This window comes from Yoonia sp. GPGPB17, from assembly GCF_037892195.1.
Taxonomy (GTDB): domain Bacteria; phylum Pseudomonadota; class Alphaproteobacteria; order Rhodobacterales; family Rhodobacteraceae; genus Yoonia.
In genome coordinates this window covers 1,697,870-1,714,627 of record NZ_JATACI010000002.1, presented here as the reverse complement: position 1 = coordinate 1,714,627, position 16,758 = coordinate 1,697,870, and the positions used below count along the sequence as shown (strand labels likewise).

The 16,758-nt window shown below is 56.6% G+C and carries 14 protein-coding genes and 1 pseudogene; 10 read left to right on the top strand and 5 right to left on the bottom strand.

What is annotated here, in order from left to right:
- Positions 1–8: 8 nt before the first annotated feature.
- Positions 9–863 (bottom strand): prephenate dehydratase, encoded by an 855-nt coding sequence (locus QTO30_RS09230; RefSeq protein ID WP_340423873.1) that lies wholly within the window; start codon positions 861–863, stop codon positions 9–11.
- A 120-nt stretch (positions 864–983) separates the two neighbouring features.
- Here QTO30_RS09230 and QTO30_RS09225 point away from each other — a divergent pair, with 120 nt between their 5' ends.
- The 5 genes from QTO30_RS09225 (at position 984) to QTO30_RS09205 (ending at position 7,462) form a co-directional block, all read left to right on the top strand.
- Complete coding sequence (locus tag QTO30_RS09225) at positions 984–1,502, top strand: c-type cytochrome (protein WP_340423872.1); 519 nt, start codon at positions 984–986, stop codon at positions 1,500–1,502.
- Positions 1,503–1,668: 166 nt separating this feature from the next.
- The gene (locus QTO30_RS09220) at positions 1,669–3,588 is read left to right on the top strand and encodes an extracellular solute-binding protein (RefSeq protein ID WP_340423870.1); all 1,920 of its coding nucleotides are present in this window, start codon (positions 1,669–1,671) and stop codon (positions 3,586–3,588) included.
- 9 nt (positions 3,589–3,597) lie between these two features.
- Positions 3,598–4,671, top strand: a complete 1,074-nt coding sequence (locus QTO30_RS09215; protein WP_340423869.1) for a microcin C ABC transporter permease YejB — start codon at positions 3,598–3,600, stop codon at positions 4,669–4,671.
- Positions 4,671–5,867 carry an ABC transporter permease gene (locus QTO30_RS09210; RefSeq protein ID WP_340423868.1) on the top strand — a complete coding sequence of 399 codons (1,197 nt, stop codon included), beginning with the start codon at positions 4,671–4,673 and terminating at the stop codon, positions 5,865–5,867. Before QTO30_RS09215 ends, QTO30_RS09210 begins: the two co-directional genes overlap by 1 nt.
- Entirely contained in the window at positions 5,864–7,462 is a 1,599-nt protein-coding gene (locus QTO30_RS09205; RefSeq protein ID WP_340423867.1) for an ABC transporter ATP-binding protein, read from the top strand. Before QTO30_RS09210 ends, QTO30_RS09205 begins: the two co-directional genes overlap by 4 nt.
- 15 nt (positions 7,463–7,477) lie before the next feature.
- On the opposite strand, the gene QTO30_RS09200 is transcribed toward QTO30_RS09205, so the two are convergent.
- Positions 7,478–8,866, bottom strand: a complete 1,389-nt coding sequence (locus QTO30_RS09200) for a serine hydrolase (protein ID WP_340423865.1) — start codon at positions 8,864–8,866, stop codon at positions 7,478–7,480.
- Between the two features lie 361 nt (positions 8,867–9,227).
- Between QTO30_RS09200 and clpS the strand changes: the two genes are divergently transcribed.
- Genes clpS through QTO30_RS09185 form a run of 3 tightly spaced genes read left to right on the top strand, consistent with a single transcriptional unit; the run spans position 9,228 to position 11,387 of the window.
- Complete coding sequence (clpS, locus tag QTO30_RS09195; protein ID WP_340423864.1) at positions 9,228–9,569, top strand: ATP-dependent Clp protease adapter ClpS; 342 nt, start codon at positions 9,228–9,230, stop codon at positions 9,567–9,569.
- 24 nt (positions 9,570–9,593) lie between these two features.
- Positions 9,594–10,562, top strand: coding sequence for a class I SAM-dependent methyltransferase (locus tag QTO30_RS09190; RefSeq protein WP_340423863.1), 969 nt, complete (start codon positions 9,594–9,596; stop codon positions 10,560–10,562).
- 21 nt (positions 10,563–10,583) lie between these two features.
- The gene (locus QTO30_RS09185) at positions 10,584–11,387 is read left to right on the top strand and encodes an SDR family NAD(P)-dependent oxidoreductase (RefSeq protein ID WP_340423862.1); all 804 of its coding nucleotides are present in this window, start codon (positions 10,584–10,586) and stop codon (positions 11,385–11,387) included.
- Here the strand turns inward: QTO30_RS09185 and QTO30_RS09180 are convergent, their stop codons facing one another.
- Positions 11,388–11,774 carry a hypothetical protein gene (locus QTO30_RS09180; protein WP_340423861.1) on the bottom strand — a complete coding sequence of 129 codons (387 nt, stop codon included), beginning with the start codon at positions 11,772–11,774 and terminating at the stop codon, positions 11,388–11,390.
- A 100-nt stretch (positions 11,775–11,874) separates the two neighbouring features.
- Between QTO30_RS09180 and hemF the strand changes: the two genes are divergently transcribed.
- Positions 11,875–12,753, top strand: coding sequence for an oxygen-dependent coproporphyrinogen oxidase (gene hemF, locus QTO30_RS09175; protein WP_340423859.1), 879 nt, complete (start codon positions 11,875–11,877; stop codon positions 12,751–12,753).
- Between the two features lie 443 nt (positions 12,754–13,196).
- On the opposite strand, the pseudogene hemE reads toward hemF, so the two are convergent.
- A pseudogene (gene hemE / locus QTO30_RS09170) lies at positions 13,197–14,231 on the bottom strand (uroporphyrinogen decarboxylase).
- Between the two features lie 94 nt (positions 14,232–14,325).
- Here hemE and hemC point away from each other — a divergent pair.
- Complete coding sequence (hemC, locus tag QTO30_RS09165) at positions 14,326–15,261, top strand: hydroxymethylbilane synthase (RefSeq protein ID WP_340423857.1); 936 nt, start codon at positions 14,326–14,328, stop codon at positions 15,259–15,261.
- A 33-nt stretch (positions 15,262–15,294) separates the two neighbouring features.
- Here hemC and QTO30_RS09160 read toward each other — a convergent pair whose 3' ends face one another.
- A complete protein-coding gene (locus QTO30_RS09160; RefSeq protein WP_340423856.1) occupies positions 15,295–16,707 on the bottom strand; it encodes an FAD-binding oxidoreductase in 1,413 nt (470 codons plus the stop codon).
- Between the last annotated feature and the right edge of the window lie 51 nt (positions 16,708–16,758).

The following is a 16,758-nucleotide window of genomic DNA, read 5'->3' as shown; positions in this document are numbered from 1 at the left end:
AATCGTGATCAGGTGGCGCTTCCTGCTTTTTCGTGCCGCCGGGCCGCAGCCGGGTAGGTGCCCATCACATGCAAGAGGTCGGTAAAGTACCCCAGTTCTTCCATTGCCAATTTGACGGCGTGATCGTCTGGATGCCCTTCAATCTCGGCATAAAACTGTGTGGCTGTGAACTCACCGCCAACCATATAGCTTTCCAGCTTGGTCATGTTCACGCCATTGGTCGCAAACCCACCCATCGCTTTGTAGAGAGCTGCGGGAATGTTGCGCACCCGGAATACAAAGCTGGTCATCATGCCATGCGGGCCGCGGCGCGCATAGTCTGGCTCACGGGCCATGATCAGAAAACGCGTTGTGTTGCGTGCATTATCTTCGATGTTATGCGCCAGCACCTTGAGACCATAGATTTCGGCGGCCAGCTCTGACGCGAGTGCTGCGATACCGGGATCATCGCCAGACGCGACTTCGCGCGCGGCGCGGGCATTATCTGAACTGCTGCGGGGGGTGATCTTGTGGGTACGCAGGAATTCACCGCATTGTGGCAGAATGACGGGGTGACCACGGGCTTGCTTGATGTCCGATAGTACTGCGTCCACCTTGCCAAGCAGATTGATGTGCACCCGCACAAAAGTCTCATCCACGATATGTAAACCACTTTTGGGCAGAAGAGAGTGCACATCGGCCACGCGGCCATAGGTGGAGTTTTCGACGGCAATCATGCCCAGATCAGCAGAACCGCTGCGCACTGCTTCAATGGCATCCTCAAACGTCCCGCAGGGCAGGGGCGTGTATTCGGGGCGTGCGGTCACGCATGCTTCGTGCCCATATGCACCCAACTCGCCCTGAAATGCGATTTTTTGCGGCATCACTGTGACCTCCGTGTTGTCACCCAGAAAAAATGGGCGTTTGGTCGCGGCAGTACACCTTGCAACCGGGTGTGGGAAGCGGATAGATAGCGACGAAACTTGAACTGAATGGAACGCGACATGTTCGACACAATGACAATGACCAAATTGATCGGTGGTCTTTGCAGCACTTTCCTTGTCTTCTTGCTGGGTGCCTGGCTTGCCGAAGAGATTTACCACGCGGGCGGTCATGGCAAATATCACGAGCAAGCTTACGTCATTGAAGTCGAAGAAACTGACGTAGAAGACGAAGAGCCTGTCGAAGAAGTACCCTTCTCGGTCGTGTTTGCCTCTGCAAGTGCAGAGGACGGTGAAGGCCTGTGGCGTGGATGCCGGTCCTGCCACGCACTTGAATCGGGCGAGCATGGCACAGGACCTGCGCTCTACGGCGTCGTTGACCGCCCTGTAGAGTTCTACGAAGACTTCGGTTATTCCGGCGCTTTGATCGCAGCGGCGGATGTATGGACCCCGGAAAATCTGAACGCATTCCTTGAAAACCCGCGCGGATATGCGCCGGGCACAGCGATGAGCTATAACGGCATGCGCGATGTTGAAGACCGTGCGAACCTGATCGCCTATCTGGCGACAATCGGCGGATAAGCTTTCAGCGGGTTCAAAGACAAAAAGCCGTCCGATTGGGCGGCTTTTTTGTTGGAATGTTACAGTGAGATCACTGCCTGTTCACGCAAACTCAACTTGAATGTTTGCCAAACTGTCCATTTACTTCATTAATCAGGATAACATGACGTTCAACCCGGAGCCCCGAATGCCAAATCGACCGAATGCCCTAGCCATTGCAGCCAAGCGCGACGCAAAAGCAAGCTTGCTCAAACAATGGCTGCTGGGCTCGATTGTTGGCGTTGGTGCATTGTGGTTGGCATCGGAGGTATTTGCGGATGGTCACGAAGTGATCATAGAAAGCCACGGCTATACCAACTTTGGTGACTTGAAGTATGGGCCGAATGCTGTGCTTGACTACGTCAATCCCGACGCGCCAAAGGGCGGAGAGTTTTCCCAATGGGCGCAGGGGACTTTCGATAGTTTTAACCTGTCAACGCGCAAAGGGGTGCCAGCGGCCCTTTCTACGATCGGCTATGAGTCGATCCTGACATCGACGGCCGATGACCCGTATGGAGCATACTGCTACCTTTGTGAGACACTGGAATACCCAGAGAGCCGCGATTGGGTCATCTTCAACCTGCGCGATGATGTGAAGTTCTGGGATGGCTCCACGATGACGGCCAAGGATATCAAGTTCACTTTTGAATTATATCTTGAGCAAGGCATCACGGAATACCGCAATATCTATTCGCAGTTCATCGAGTCCGTTGAGGTCTTGGACACCTACAGTATCCGCTTCAACTTCACTGAAAGTGCCCCGCGCCGTGATGTTGTGACTTGGGTTGGTGGCACATCTGCTTTCTCGAAGGACTGGTTCGAAGAGACCGGTACCCGTCTTGATGAGTCATCGGATGAACCGTTTATGGCGACAGGCGCCTATCGCTTGGACGAAGTTGATATCGGACGCCAGATTATTTACCGCTATGACCCAAACTGGTGGGGCGCCGACGTGCCAATCAATCAGGGCCGCAATAATTTTGAGACAATCCGCATCGAGTATTTTGCCGATAGTGGTGCGGCTTTTGAAGGCTTTAAATCTGGTGTCTATGCATTTCGCAGCGAAAACAGCTCGATCCAGTGGGCGACGGGCTATGATTTTCCGGCGCGTGATCGGGGGTGGGTCAAAGTCGAAGAACTGCCCGATGGGTCGATCGGCTCGGGTCAGGGATTTGTCTTCAACCTGAATCAAGAAAAGTTCCAAGACCCCTTGGTGCGCCAGGCGATTACCTTGATGGTGAACTTCGAATGGATGAACGAGTCGCTGTTCTATGGGCTTTACGAACGCCCAGAGTCGTTCTGGGACAATTCTGATCTGAAAGCGGTTGGCCTGCCCTCCCCCGAAGAGATCGCTATATTGCAACCGTTGGTCGATGAGGGCCTGCTGGCTGCTTCCATCCTTACTGATGAAGCGACAATCCCACCGGCCTCTACCACCTCGGAACGCCCACTTGACCGCCGACAATTGCGTGCCGCCTCTGCCTTGCTGGATGAAGCAGGTTGGATTGCCGGAGATGATGGCATGCGCCGCAAGGATGGCGAATTGTTGGAAGTGACCTTCCTTGAGCGTTCGCCGCAATTTGACCGGATTATCAACCCCATCGTTGAAAACCTGAAGCGCCTTGGCATCGCGGCGGAATTGGAGCGTGTCGATACGGCCCAATACATCGAACGCCGCCGCGCTGGGGCTTTCGATATCGTGAATGCTTCTCTTGGGCAGGGGTATGAGCCGGGTCAGCAGTTGGCACAGTTCTTCGGATCGGAAGCCGCAGAGGATAGCTCGCGTAATCCAATGCGTTTGAAATTGCCAGCCGCAGATCGGCTGATTGATGAGATAGCGGCTGCTGAATCGCTGGAAGAATTAACTATCCGTACCCGCGCCCTTGATCGTGTCTTGCGCGCAGAACGTTTCTGGATCCCGCAATGGCAGAAGGGTGTTCACACGGTCGCCTATTATGACATGTACCGGTTCAAAGAAATCCCGCCACTGGCTTTGTCGCCGCTCGACAACTGGTGGTATGACGCCGAAGCAGCCGAGGCGCTCCGCGCCGCCGGTGCGTTCCAATAGGGCACTGACGTGGGAGCTTACATTCTTAGGCGTTTGCTGCTGGTGATCCCCACCCTTTTGGGGATCATGATCATCAACTTTGCGCTGACCCAGTTCGTTCCTGGCGGCCCTATCGAACAGATTCTCGCCGAGCTTGAGGGCGGTGGTGATGTGTTCGAAGGCATCTCTGGCGGCGGCAGTGAGTTGGTTGAGAGCGGCGACAGTGACTACATAGGCGGGCGTGGTTTGCCTGCGGATTTCATCGCAGACCTTGAACGCGAGTTCGGTTTTGACAAGCCGCCTTTGGAACGCTTTCTGAACATGATGTGGAACTACATGCGGTTCGACTTTGGCGAGAGCTATTTCCGTTCGATCAGCGTGTTTGATCTGGTGATGGAAAAGATGCCGGTGTCGATTACGCTGGGGCTGTGGTCGACCTTGATTGCCTATCTGATTTCGATCCCGCTGGGCATCAAGAAGGCCGTCAAAGATGGCACGCCCTTTGATACATGGACATCGGGGGCGATCATCGTCGGCTATGCGATCCCAGGCTTTCTTTTTGCGATCTTGTTGATTGTGCTTTTCGCTGGCGGATCGTACTTCCGTATTTTCCCGCTGCGTGGTCTGACGTCGGCTAATTTTGAAGACTTGTCACTGATAGGGAAGGTGCTTGATTATTTCTGGCACATCACGTTGCCTGTGCTGGCCTCGACCATCTCGGCTTTTGCAACGCTGACATTGCTGACCAAGAACAGCTTTCTTGATGAGATCAAGAAGCAATATGTGATGACAGCGCGTGCGAAAGGCCTGTCTGAAAGACGCGTGCTTTATGGCCATGTGTTCCGCAACGGGATGCTGATTGTGATTTCGGGCTTTCCTGCGCTGTTCATTGGCGTGTTTTTTGGTGGCTCGCTCATCATCGAGACTCTGTTCTCGCTGGATGGTCTTGGTAAGCTGGGGTTTGAGGCGGCAGTGGCGCGCGACTATCCGGTGGTTTTTGGCACGCTCTTTGCGTTTTCATTGATTGGTCTCGTTGTGGGGATCATCACGGATTTGACCTATGTGCTGATTGACCCGCGCATTGATTTTGAGGCGCGAAACTGATGGCCAAGCGTCCTTTCCTGTCCCCGCTGAACCAGCGCCGCCTGCGCAATTTTCGCCGCAACGGACGTGCATACTGGTCGCTGGTCATCTTCAGTGTCCTCTTTGGCCTGTCGATCTTTGCTGAGTTTATCGCCAACGATAAACCCATCGCAGTCAGCTATCGCGGCGAGATCAAGATGCCGATCTTCAGCTTTTATTCCGAGCGCGACTTTGGCGGTGATTTCCCGACCGAGGCGGGCTATGGTGAGCCTGAAGTGGATTGTCTGATCGTCACGGGCGGTTTGGAAGAGTGCTTTGACAACCCGGAAGAGTTGATTGCAGCCGTGGCCGATGGCCAAACGCTGGATGGTAATTTTCAGGCGGGCTGGATGCTTTGGCCCATCATTCCCTATTCATACAACACAATTGTCGATGTCTCGGGCGTGGCCCCCGCGCCCCCAAGTGCCGAGAACTGGTTAGGCACGGATGATACCAAACGAGACGTGACCGCACGCGTCATCTATGGCTTTCGATTATCGGTGACCTTTGCGCTGACGGTGACCATCGCTGCTTCGATCATCGGGATCATGGCTGGTGCTGTGCAGGGCTATTTTGGTGGTTGGACCGATCTGATCTTCCAGCGTTTCATTGAAATCTGGACCGGGATGCCGTCGCTTTACGTCATCATCATTGTCTTTGCGATATTGGGGCGAAGTTACTGGCTCCTTGTATTCCTGACAGTGCTGTTTGGCTGGCCCGCCCTTGTTGGGGTGGTTCGGGCCGAGTTCCTGCGCGCGCGCAATCTGGAGTACGTCCGCGCGGCCAAAGCGCTAGGCGTGCGCGATCGAACCATCATGTTTCGGCATATGTTGCCCAACGCGATGGTGGCGACATTGACGATGCTACCGTTCCTTGTGACCGGCGCGATTGGTGGTCTGGCGTCGCTTGACTTCCTTGGCTTTGGTTTGCCATCGTCCGCGCCGTCGCTGGGCGAGATGACGTTGCAGGCGAAACAAAACCTCCAGGCCCCATGGTTGGGTTTCACAGCGTTCTTTACCTTCGCGATTATGCTGTCGCTCTTGGTCTTTATTTTTGAAGGGGTGCGCGACGCCTTTGACCCGCGCAAAACCTTTGTCGCTGATGGCAATGTCATCACCGATGAGTCCGTGTTTGAAACCGCCCCAGAGGCGCAGGCGACAGGAACCGACGCCAGATGAAAAAAGCTGTCCTTGATGTGCAAAACCTACGCGTGGCGTTCAGGCAGGACGGTGATACGACCCATGCGGTTAAGGGTGTATCTTTCCAAGTGCATAAAGGTGAAACCGTCGCCATCGTGGGTGAAAGCGGGTCAGGTAAGTCAGTAACGGCCCTATCGACCGTGCAGTTATTGGGCGATAGCGCGGTGATGGCCGGATCTATCAGATATGATGGCGCAGAAATGGTTGGTGCGGACGAACCATCCCTGCGCCGTGTACGCGGCAATGACATCAGCTTCATCTTTCAAGAGCCGATGACCTCGCTGAACCCGCTGCACACGATTGAAAAACAGCTGGCAGAGAGTATTGAACTACATCAGGGCTTGCGCGGTGCCGCCGTACGAGTACGCATTGTAGAGCTGTTGGAACGTGTTGGCATTCGCGATGCCGAGAGCCGCCTTGGATCTTACCCGCATCAGCTATCTGGCGGTCAGCGACAGCGCGTCATGATCGCGATGGCGCTGGCGAATGGGCCGGAGTTGCTGATCGCGGATGAGCCAACAACAGCGTTGGATGTCACCATTCAGGCGCAGATTCTGGATCTGCTGGCCGACCTGAAACGCGATGAAGGTATGTCGATGCTGTTCATCACGCATGACTTGACAATCGTGCGCAAAATTGCGGATCGGGTTTGCGTCATGAAAGATGGGCTGATCGTCGAAACTGGCCCGACCGCTGAGTTGTTTGAGAACCCGCAGCATCCTTACACACAGATGCTGTTGGCCGCGGAATCAAGCGGTGTGCCGCTACCTGTGCAGCCCGATGCGCCTGTTGTGTTAGAGACAGACGCCGCGCGGATTTGGTTCCCGATCCAACGCGGCTTGCTGAAACGGACGGTGGGCCACATCAAAGCGGTCAATCAAGCAACCATAACGGTGCGGGCTGGCGAAACACTTGGTATTGTGGGCGAAAGCGGGTCCGGCAAAACCACACTTGCGCTTGCTGTCATGCGCCTGATCCGGTCCGAGGGGCGGATCGCCTTTCAAGGGGCGGATATTCACCACCTGAACCAGCGCCAGATGCGCCCTTTGCGCAGTGATATGCAGATTGTGTTTCAAGACCCCTACGGCTCGCTCAGTCCGCGTATGACGGTGGCCGAGATCGTCGCTGAGGGGCTGGGCGTACACGGGGTCGCGCCGGGTCGCGACCGGCGCGATATGGTGGCCGAGATCATGGGAGAGGTTGGTCTTGATCCATCCCTTATGGACCGCTACCCGCATGAGTTCTCAGGTGGGCAACGCCAGCGGATCGCGATTGCGCGGGCGATGATCCTGCGGCCCAAGTTGCTGATCCTAGATGAACCGACCTCGGCTCTTGATATGACCGTACAGGTTCAAATCGTGCAGTTACTACGCGAGTTGCAGCAGAAAAACCGGCTGGCCTATTTGTTCATCAGCCACGATCTCAAGGTTGTGCGGGCATTGTCCCACAAGGTGATGGTGATGAAGCAGGGTGATGTGGTTGAAGCTTGCGACGCCGACACCATTTTTGATGCACCCGAGACGGACTACACGCGCGCCCTGATGGCGGCTGCCTTTGAAGGTAAGGTTGCCTAAGGCGTCGACCCTATCTTAGCTGTCTGAACCGATCATGAAGCAGGTGGTGCCGCGTGCCTGTAGTCTGCGGCAGGCAAGATCTGCGCCTTCACGGGACAGGCCCATGAAGTTTGCATCAAACCCGCCAGAGCGCTGCACGACACGGCGCAAGGCACCGTCTAGTGTGCTCATCTCGTTCAGTGCGACGCGCAGCAAGACGCGTTCGGCATCGTAACGTGTGTTGTAGCGTCCGACGTTCACGCCCCAGTGTCGCCCGCCGGAGGTTGAAATGCGGGTCACGACCTCGGGTCCGGTGTCAGCGACGGTCGTTTGCGGGGCTAGTGCTGCGACCAATGTTTCGGTGGCAGGGCGGGGCGCAGGTGTCACGGTTGGTGGGATCGCTGTCGCAACCTGTGTCGGTGCAGGGTCTGCGACGCCCAAAGCTTCGGCGAGCGCTGCATTGACCGAGTCCGCAATTGCTGCGTTGATCGCATCGGTGTCGGCGTTTGCAACAAGCACCTCTTCTTGAACTGGCGCAGCCGTCGGCCGCGCCGATGGCCGTATGCTGCGGTTGATCAGGCCGCTGACCCGGACGATCTTGCCAGGGTTGACCTGACCACGGCTGTTCGAACTTGTCAACATGGCCGCGGGCGGGTTTGGTCGGCGGATGGTGGCGCGCGATGGCGCGCGATTAAAGCCCATATCCATCAGCTCAGTGATCCGTGCATTGCGGGCAGATGTGGATGAGCCGCCAAAGACGGTGGCGATCACACGTTCCTGCCCACGCTGGGCAGAGGCGACGAGGTTGAATCCGGCAGCGCGAGTATACCCTGTTTTGATGCCGTCACCACCTGCATAGCTGTCCAGCCAGCGGCGGTTCGTGTGACGCACGGTGGCGATGCCTGCATCAGCAGAACGACGGGAGAAGAGATTGTAGTATTGCGGGAAATCATAGATCACATGGCGCCCGAGTACGGACATATCCCGCGCTGTGGACAGGTGTCCGGATTGTGTGAGACCATGTGCATTGCGGAAATTGGTGTTACGCATGCCCATGGCGCGCGCGGTGCGGTTCATGCGTGTGGCAAATGCCTCTTCTGAGCCAGAAATCGCTTCGCCGATGGCAGTCGCCGCGTCATTGGCCGATTTGACGGCGGCGGCACGCAGCAGAAAACGCAGGCGGATGGTCTGGCCAGAGCGTAGCCCCAGCTTTGAGGGCGGCTCTGACGCGGCAAGACGGCTGATACGCACGGGCGTATCAAGCGTGATCTCACCACGCTCGATGGCCTGGAACGCCACATAGAGTGTCATCATTTTGGTCAGCGATGCAGGGTGCAACTGCGTGTCAGCATTGCGTGAATGCAAGACCTCGCCGGTGCGCGCATCCATCACCATCGCCGCATAGGGTGCAGCGGTCGACCGCATTGGCGCGACAAGCAAAGATACCAAAAATACACAAAGAAATAGCCCGTGGAGGGCCCACTGTCCCGTACGACTAGTCACGTCGCTTGCCTCTTTTTCTGCCTCAGTGACCCCGAATTTTTCCGGTGGCCTTATTCTTATGATGTGACGCTAGCACAAGTCATGTTCTCGGAAAATACCCTAAATTCAAAGACTTTCGGCGCGTTTATCGTGCGCTTTGTCAATATCTAGTGAGCTGGCTTAACGGGTGCGCTAGATGATTGATTTGCACCCCCTTCGTACTCATTTTCCGATTGTGATTTGATGGGGTTTTCATGTGGCACCTGTGCCTTATATATAACGCCAACCCAACAAGGCGTACCGAATGCTGGCAGAGTTTTACATGATGGCTGAGAAAGAAGGCGATGGCGACGGTGACGTCGGCGTCGCGCTTGAGACCAAGCCAAAAACAAAACGCCCGCCGATGTATAAGGTTTTGATCCTGAACGATGATTTCACGCCGATGGAATTCGTGGTGCATGTGTTGGAGCGCTTCTTTGGCCTGTCCCATGCGCAAGCCTTTGAGCTGATGCTGACCGTCCATAAGAAGGGCGTTGCTGTCGTAGGCGTCTTCAGCCACGAGATCGCTGAGACGAAAGTCGCCCAAGTGATGGATTTTGCGCAGCGCCATCAACATCCATTACAATGCACGATGGAGAAGGAATAGCGCGCCGCCGCTGTTCGCCTAAAGATGTCCCAATCCCGCCTTAGCACCGCTCTTTCAGACGGCTTGATTGCGTTGCCATCCGGCAACATTGCGGTGATGCGGCCGCCTGCGACCTATGATGTGTCGGCTTTGCCGCGCGGGCAAACGCAGATCGTACATGGGTTCTTTCCTGATGTGGCGGCTTGGCAATCGGGTGGGTATGCGGTCAATCAAGCTTTGCCAGAGGTTGCTGTGGCGATCGTCGTTGTTCCACGTGCCAAAGCATTGGCACGTGCGATGGTCGCCGAGGCATGCGCCAAAGCAGACTTCATCATCATCGACGGGCAAAAAACAGATGGTGTTGATAGCCTGTTCAAGGCATGTCGAAAAGCGTTGGGCGATCTGGCGTCGGTGACAAAGGGCCACGGGCGGATATTCTGGTTTGCGGCCACCGATGCTTTTGCGGAATGGGCCGCCCCTGCGTCAGAAAAAGGTCCGCACGGCTATTTTACGACAGCAGGTGTATTCTCTGACGGCGCGGTTGATGCGGGGTCAGCTTTGTTGGCCGAGTCACTGCCCGGCAAACTGCCAGCGCGTATGGCCGACTTGGGTGCTGGCTGGGGCTATCTTGCAGGCCCCATCCTCGCACGGGATGGCGTGAAGGCGTTGGACATGATTGAAGCAGAGGCCTTGTCGGTTGAATGCGCCAAGCGCAATGTCAGTGACGCGCGTGCGGTATGCCATTGGGCCGATGCCACCCGGTTTGAGGGGGAGGCTTACGACGGTATTGTCATGAACCCGCCGTTTCATACCAGCCGTGCTTCTGATCCTGGTCTGGGCCGGGCCTTCATTCAGGCTGCAGCCCGCCTGTTGGCCCCACATGGTAAGCTTTGGATGGTCGCGAACCGCCATTTGCCTTATGAGGCAACACTGACTGAATGTTTCCGCAATGTGGACATGATCGCCAGCAATGGTGCATTCAAAGTGTTCCATGCCAACCGGCCGCTCCGCTGAGCGGACCAAGGGAGAATTCTGATGTCGTTTTCGATTTCCGGAAAGACTGCGATTGTGACCGGTGCCGCCAATGGCGTTGGCCTGGCGGTTGGGCGCCACTTTGTGAAGATGGGCGCGAATGTGGTTTTCGCGGATATGGACGAAAAGGCCCTGTGCCATGAGATCGGTGAAGAGGCGGACAAGGAAGAGAACATCCGCGTTTTTGCGGGTGATCTGCGCAAGAAACTGACGATTGCGAATTTGCTGTCTGCGACCATTGATGCGTTTGAACGGGTGGATATTCTGGTCAACGCCTCACGCCAGGTGATGGCGACTGACCCGCTTGATCCCGATGACAACTCGGTTGAAGAGCTGTTGCAGCAAAACGCTATGACGGCCTTGCGGGTCAGCCAGGCTGTGGCGCGTCGCATGATCAAGCAGGCCGATGGTGCGACGGGTGAGCCGATTGGATCCATCGTTAACCTCAGTTCCATCGCAGCCCGCCGGACCCATCCTGATTTGCTGGCCTATTCGGTCAGTTCTGCGGCCTCTGATCAGATGACCCGATCATTGGCCGTCGCGCTTGCCCCGCATGGTATTCGGGTGAACGCCGTGGCCTTTGGCAGCGTGATGAGCGCGAGTTTGAAGGGATCATTGAAGGACCAAGACGACCTGCGCGAAGCCATCGTCAACAATACCCCGTTGCAGCGCATCGCCAACCCCGGCGAGGTGTCAGATGCGGTACAGTATCTGGCATCAGATGCCTCGGCCTTTGTCACCGGTCAGATCATCACGGTTGATGGCGGGCGTACCTTGCTTGATCCGGCTGCCGTTGCGGCCCACTGATCACTCAGGGTGCACCGCAATGCACTGTGCGACCGCTTGATTTGAGGCTGCTTGGGATTGTGCAAACCGCTCTTCGAGCGACGCCAGCTTTGCGCGTTCAGCATTTAGATCAATGGCCACGGGTGTGACGATTGTATCGGTCCGGGTTTCATCGCAGCGGAACCGGAAAGTATTTCCATCCGCATCTTCGCCCCGGCACGTCTTAGGGATCGTGCGCACTTGTTGTTGCCGGTCCAGCGCATAGCCGCGCGCCAGATTGCCCCGGACCTCGTTGATCAGGTTGCTCAGTACCTTTGTATCGCGGGTGACATTGCTGATGCATTGCTCGCGCGGCGTTGCGCAGGCCGCGACAAGAACAAGAGGAAGGACGATTAAAGCAGGGCGCATGGCTCTCTCCGGTTTTGAACTGGATCATCGTTGCACGATGTCTATGGTGTATAAAGGCAAGGGCAGTATGTTATTCAATATCAGGGGACACAGACCAGGAATGTCAGACGGGTTTGAGGCGGAAAAAAGTAAAGCATCATCATGGTTCCGCACGTTGCGCGACGAGATTGTCGCAGCATTTGAGGGGTTGGAAGACAGCTATCAAGGTGAAGGCGCGGCGGGGCGGTTTGAAGTCACCGAGACCAAGCGGACATCCGATGATGGATCAGACGCGGGCGGCGGTTTGATGTCCGTGATGCGTGGCGGCCGGGTCTTTGAAAAGGTCGGCGTGAATGTCTCGACCGTTTATGGCCAATTGGGTGCGTCGGCGCAAAAGGCGATGGCCGCGCGCGGTGTGCCGGGCATGGCGGATGATCCGCGCTTTTGGGCGTCGGGGATTTCATTGGTGGCGCACATGCAAAACCCGCATGCCCCGGCGGTTCATATGAACACGCGCATGTTCTGGACGCCTCATGCGTGGTGGTTTGGCGGTGGCTCAGATTTGAACCCCTGCATTGAGTATGAAGAGGACACGGCACATTTTCATGCGACCCAGAAAGCCCATCTCGACCCACATGGCGAAGCGCATTACCCAAAGCTGAAAGACTGGGCGGACGAGTATTTCTACATTCCCCACCGCAATCGGGCGCGCGGTGTTGGCGGTATCTTTATGGATGACTACTGCACTGGCGATTGGGCGGCTGATTTCACGCTGACCCAAGATATCGGCAAAGCATTTCTGCCCGCCTATGTTCCGCTTGTTGAAAAGCGCCGGGATACAGCTTGGACAGATGCCGATAAAGACACGCAATTGATCCATCGTGGTCTCTATGCCGAGTATAACCTCGTGTATGACCGCGGGACGAAGTTCGGGCTGGCGACCGGGCACGATGCCAATGCTGTGTTGATGAGCCTGCCGCCATTGGCAAAATGGGTCTGATCTAGTCGACTTTGATAAAGCGCGGACCTTCAATGTCCCGGTCACTTGAGGGGCGGATCTGGCATCAACGCGGGTGGATGCAGGAAGGACGTAGCCAGCGGCCATCTGTGTTATCGCGATGCGTATCATTAAAGGCGAGATGTCTTGTGGCAACCCAATAGCGACCAGCTCGTAGGCACGCGGCGGGGCGACGGCCACGATCACCTGTGCTGACCGCATTGCGCGCAAGCCAGCGGGATATGTTGTGCCCTGTCTGGCACCAAGGGCGGTCACCTCATCTGCTGAGGCCGGGATCAGGAAAATCCACGCCAATAGGAAAAGCAGGCCCGCACGCACGACAGCACGGAAACCATGGTAGGCCAATCGCAATGTGAGCGGTATTTTCAAGCCATATTCCTTATCTGTACAGCTTATCCTAACGCTCTATTGCGGCAAATGTGGGGTCAGGACTTGCGCACGGTGTCGATCATCAACTGCACATTTTCGGGGTCCGCATCCGGTGTGATCCCATGCCCCAGATTGAAGATATGCGGCCCACCAGAAAGAGCATCGCAAATGCGTCGTGTCTCGGACACCAGTGCATCGCCACCCGTGACCATATGCGATGACTTCAGATTGCCCTGCACGCAGCCATCCTTTTGCACATGCTCTGCGACCCAAGCGGCATCAACGCCATCATCCACAGCCACGCAATCGGCGCCGGTTGCGGCATGCACACCTGCATAGTTTGTGCCTGCACCGCGCGGGAACGCAATGACCGGAATGCCCGGGTGCTTTTCTTTCAACGCAGCCGTGATCTGCTGCATCGGCTTGATTGAGTAGTTCACGAAATCTTCGCCCTGCAGCGAGCCTGCCCAGCTATCGAAAAGCTTGACGCATTCGGCACCGGTCGCGATTTGCTTGGACAGATAGGCGATTGTGCCTTCTGTCAAGCGGTCAATAATGCCATCAAAAACGACGCGGTTTTCGGCCTTTAGGGCATGGGCTAAGCCCCTGATCAGGCGTGCCCTGGCCCGCGATCATATAGGTGGCCACAGTCCAGGGTGCCCCTGCAGATCCGATTAGTGTTGTCTCGTCCGGAAGCTCGCGCGATAGGATTTTCACGGTTTCATAAACCGGGTTCAGCGTCTCGTGTATGGCTTCGGTCGGTTTCAGCTTTGCCAGCTCATCGGGGGAGGTGATTGTAGACAGGCGCGGACCCTCGCCGGTTACAAACCACAGATCAGCACCCAGCGCTTGTGGAAGCAGCAAGATATCGGCAAAAAGGATTGCTGCATCAAAGCCATAGCGGCGGATGGGTTGTAGTGTGACTTCGGCCGCCAGTTCTGAATTATAGCATAGCGAAAGGAAGTCACCGGCCTGCGCCCGCGTGGCTTTGTACTCTGGCAGATAGCGCCCGGCCTGCCGCATCATCCAAATCGGGGGGTGGCAAGAGTTTCGCCCGCGAGGGCCCGAAGGATGGTCTTTTGCTGCGCCATGAGGTGTCCTTTTTTGTCGCCTCCGTGGTCCCAATTGCAGAAGATGATGTCAAGGCAGTTGTCAGGCTAGCTTGACACGTCTAACAATCCCAACATGACACGAAATTTGCCGACCGCCGCCTCACCCTTCAACATTGGAACCCGTGGTTCGCCCTTGGCGCTGGCCCAAGCGCACGAAACCCGGTCGCGGCTGATGGCGGCGTTTGATCTGCCCGAAGACGCCTTTGCGATTTGTGTGATCAAGGTAACGGGGGACGCCATTCAAGACCGCCCATTGAAAGAGATTGGCGGCAAGGGTCTGTTCACCCGCGAGATTGAAGAGGCGCTGTTGGATGGCTCTATCGATATCGCGGTGCATTCGATGAAAGACATGCCGGTTGAGCAGCCCGGTGGATTGTTGCTGGACACCTATCTGCCGCGTGAAGATGTGCGCGACGCTTTTGTGTCTTTGACTGCGAAGGGGCTGGATGATCTGGCCGAGGGTGCCACTGTTGGCACATCATCCTTGCGCCGTCGGTCACAACTGCTGGCGAAACGGCCCGACCTGAACATTGTCGAGTTTCGGGGCAATGTGCAGACCCGCCTGAAGAAGCTGTCGGATGGCGTGGCAGAGGCGACGTTTCTGGCGATGGTAAGCCTCAATCGTCTGGATATGCAGGACGTACCGCGCACGGCCCTCGCGCCAGAAGACATGCTGCCAGCCGTGGCGCAGGGTGCCATTGGGATTGAGCGCCGTGGTAACGACAGTCGCGCCGCCGAAATGCTTGAAGCGATACACCATGGCCCTACTGGTCAGCGCTTGGCCGCAGAACGTAGCTTTTTGGCGCATCTGGATGGATCATGCGAGACACCCATTGGTGGCCTGGCAGACCTTGATGGCGGATCAATTCGCCTGCGTGGAGAGATTTTGCGCACCGATGGCACCGAGGTCTATACCGATGATATGGACGGCGTGATCGAAGATGGGGCAGAGATGGGCCGTGCGATGGCGGCCAAGCTGCTGTCACAGGCGGGGCCAGATTTCTTCTGAAACGCGCCGGAATACCCGGCACTCTTTTGCTCTTTAAGCGCTTGGTATCACTTTGCCGGGGTTTAGAATGTTATGCGGATCCAATGCCGCCTTGATGGCCCGCATTGCATCCAGCGCAACCGGGTCTTTGCGCCGTTTCATCGTCTCCAGCTTGGAGACACCAATCCCGTGCTCTGCGCTGAATGAACCGCCAAGATCCTGCACGACGTCTTCAACCGCTTCGACCAGTGCATCCATCACGGCAGGATCATTGCGGCTGATATAGGTGGTGTGATGGATGTTACCGTCGCCAAGATGGGCGACGATCACCTCATCGGCATCTGGATCGATGGCTTTGATGCGTGGGGTCAGTGCCTTTTCGAAGGCCTCAACCCTATCAAGTGGCACAGCGACATCGGTGTTCACAAAAACGCCGCCGAAGAAAGCAACCTCGCCAGCGTCCTCTCGCCGCTTCCATATCTCGCGGCGTTGGCCGTCACTTTGCGCGATGACGGCATCCAGCACCAAGCCGTCTTCCAGCATCGCGCCAAGCGTATCCTCTACCATGCGCACCACGGGAAGGCTGCCATCTTCATTTGGAACGGCATCCTTGGTTTGCGTGGCGGCTACCTCGATCATGATGTTGACGTCATAGTTGGCGTCAAATGGTCTGGTCACGCCGGGAAACAACTGCATGTGTTTGTCGATGTAGCTGCGCGGCATGTACTCAAAGGCTTCAACACCACCACCGGTTTCGTCCTGCAACTGATGCAACAAGGTGAGCGCATCGGGCAAAGACGGCACCGCAACCATGGCCGTCGCATAGGCTTGCGGTTTGGGGCGCAGTTTCAAAACCGCTGCGGTGATGATCCCCAGCGTGCCTTCGGCCCCGATGATCAGGTTTCTCAGATCAAGCCCTGAGTTGTCCTTATGCAGGGCGCTCATCAGGTTCATGATCCGGCCATCCGCCATAACAACCTCCAGCCCGAGGCACAGACCCCGTGTGCTGCCGTAGCGGACGACGTTGGAACCGCCCGCATTGGTTGAAAGCAGCCCACCGATCATCGCTGACCCGCGTGCGCCAAGGGTGAGGGGAAAGATCAAATCATGCTCTTCCGCTGCATCATGCAGGTTGGACAGGATGACGCCTGCGCCAACAGTTGCCGTGCGACCGGCGACGTTGATTTCCGTGATCTCGTTCAATCGTTCGACCGAGAGCATCAGCGCGCCTTCCGCCAAGGTTGCCCCGGTGAGCCCAGTCCGCCCCGACGCCGGGACAACCGGGGTTTTCGTCTCATGCGCGATCTTCATGATGGCCGCGACTTCGGCCGTATTGGACGGGCGCAGAACGGCCAGGGGTGTCGATACATAGGCACCTGTCCAATCTTTGCCGTAGGCCACAGCATCTGCGCCAGTCAGGACATTGGGCTGTCCGATGGCATCAGCAAGTTTTGAGAGAAGTGTCATATAACCTCGAGCGATTGTTCGCCCTACGCTAGACGGAAAGTCCAGAAGCGA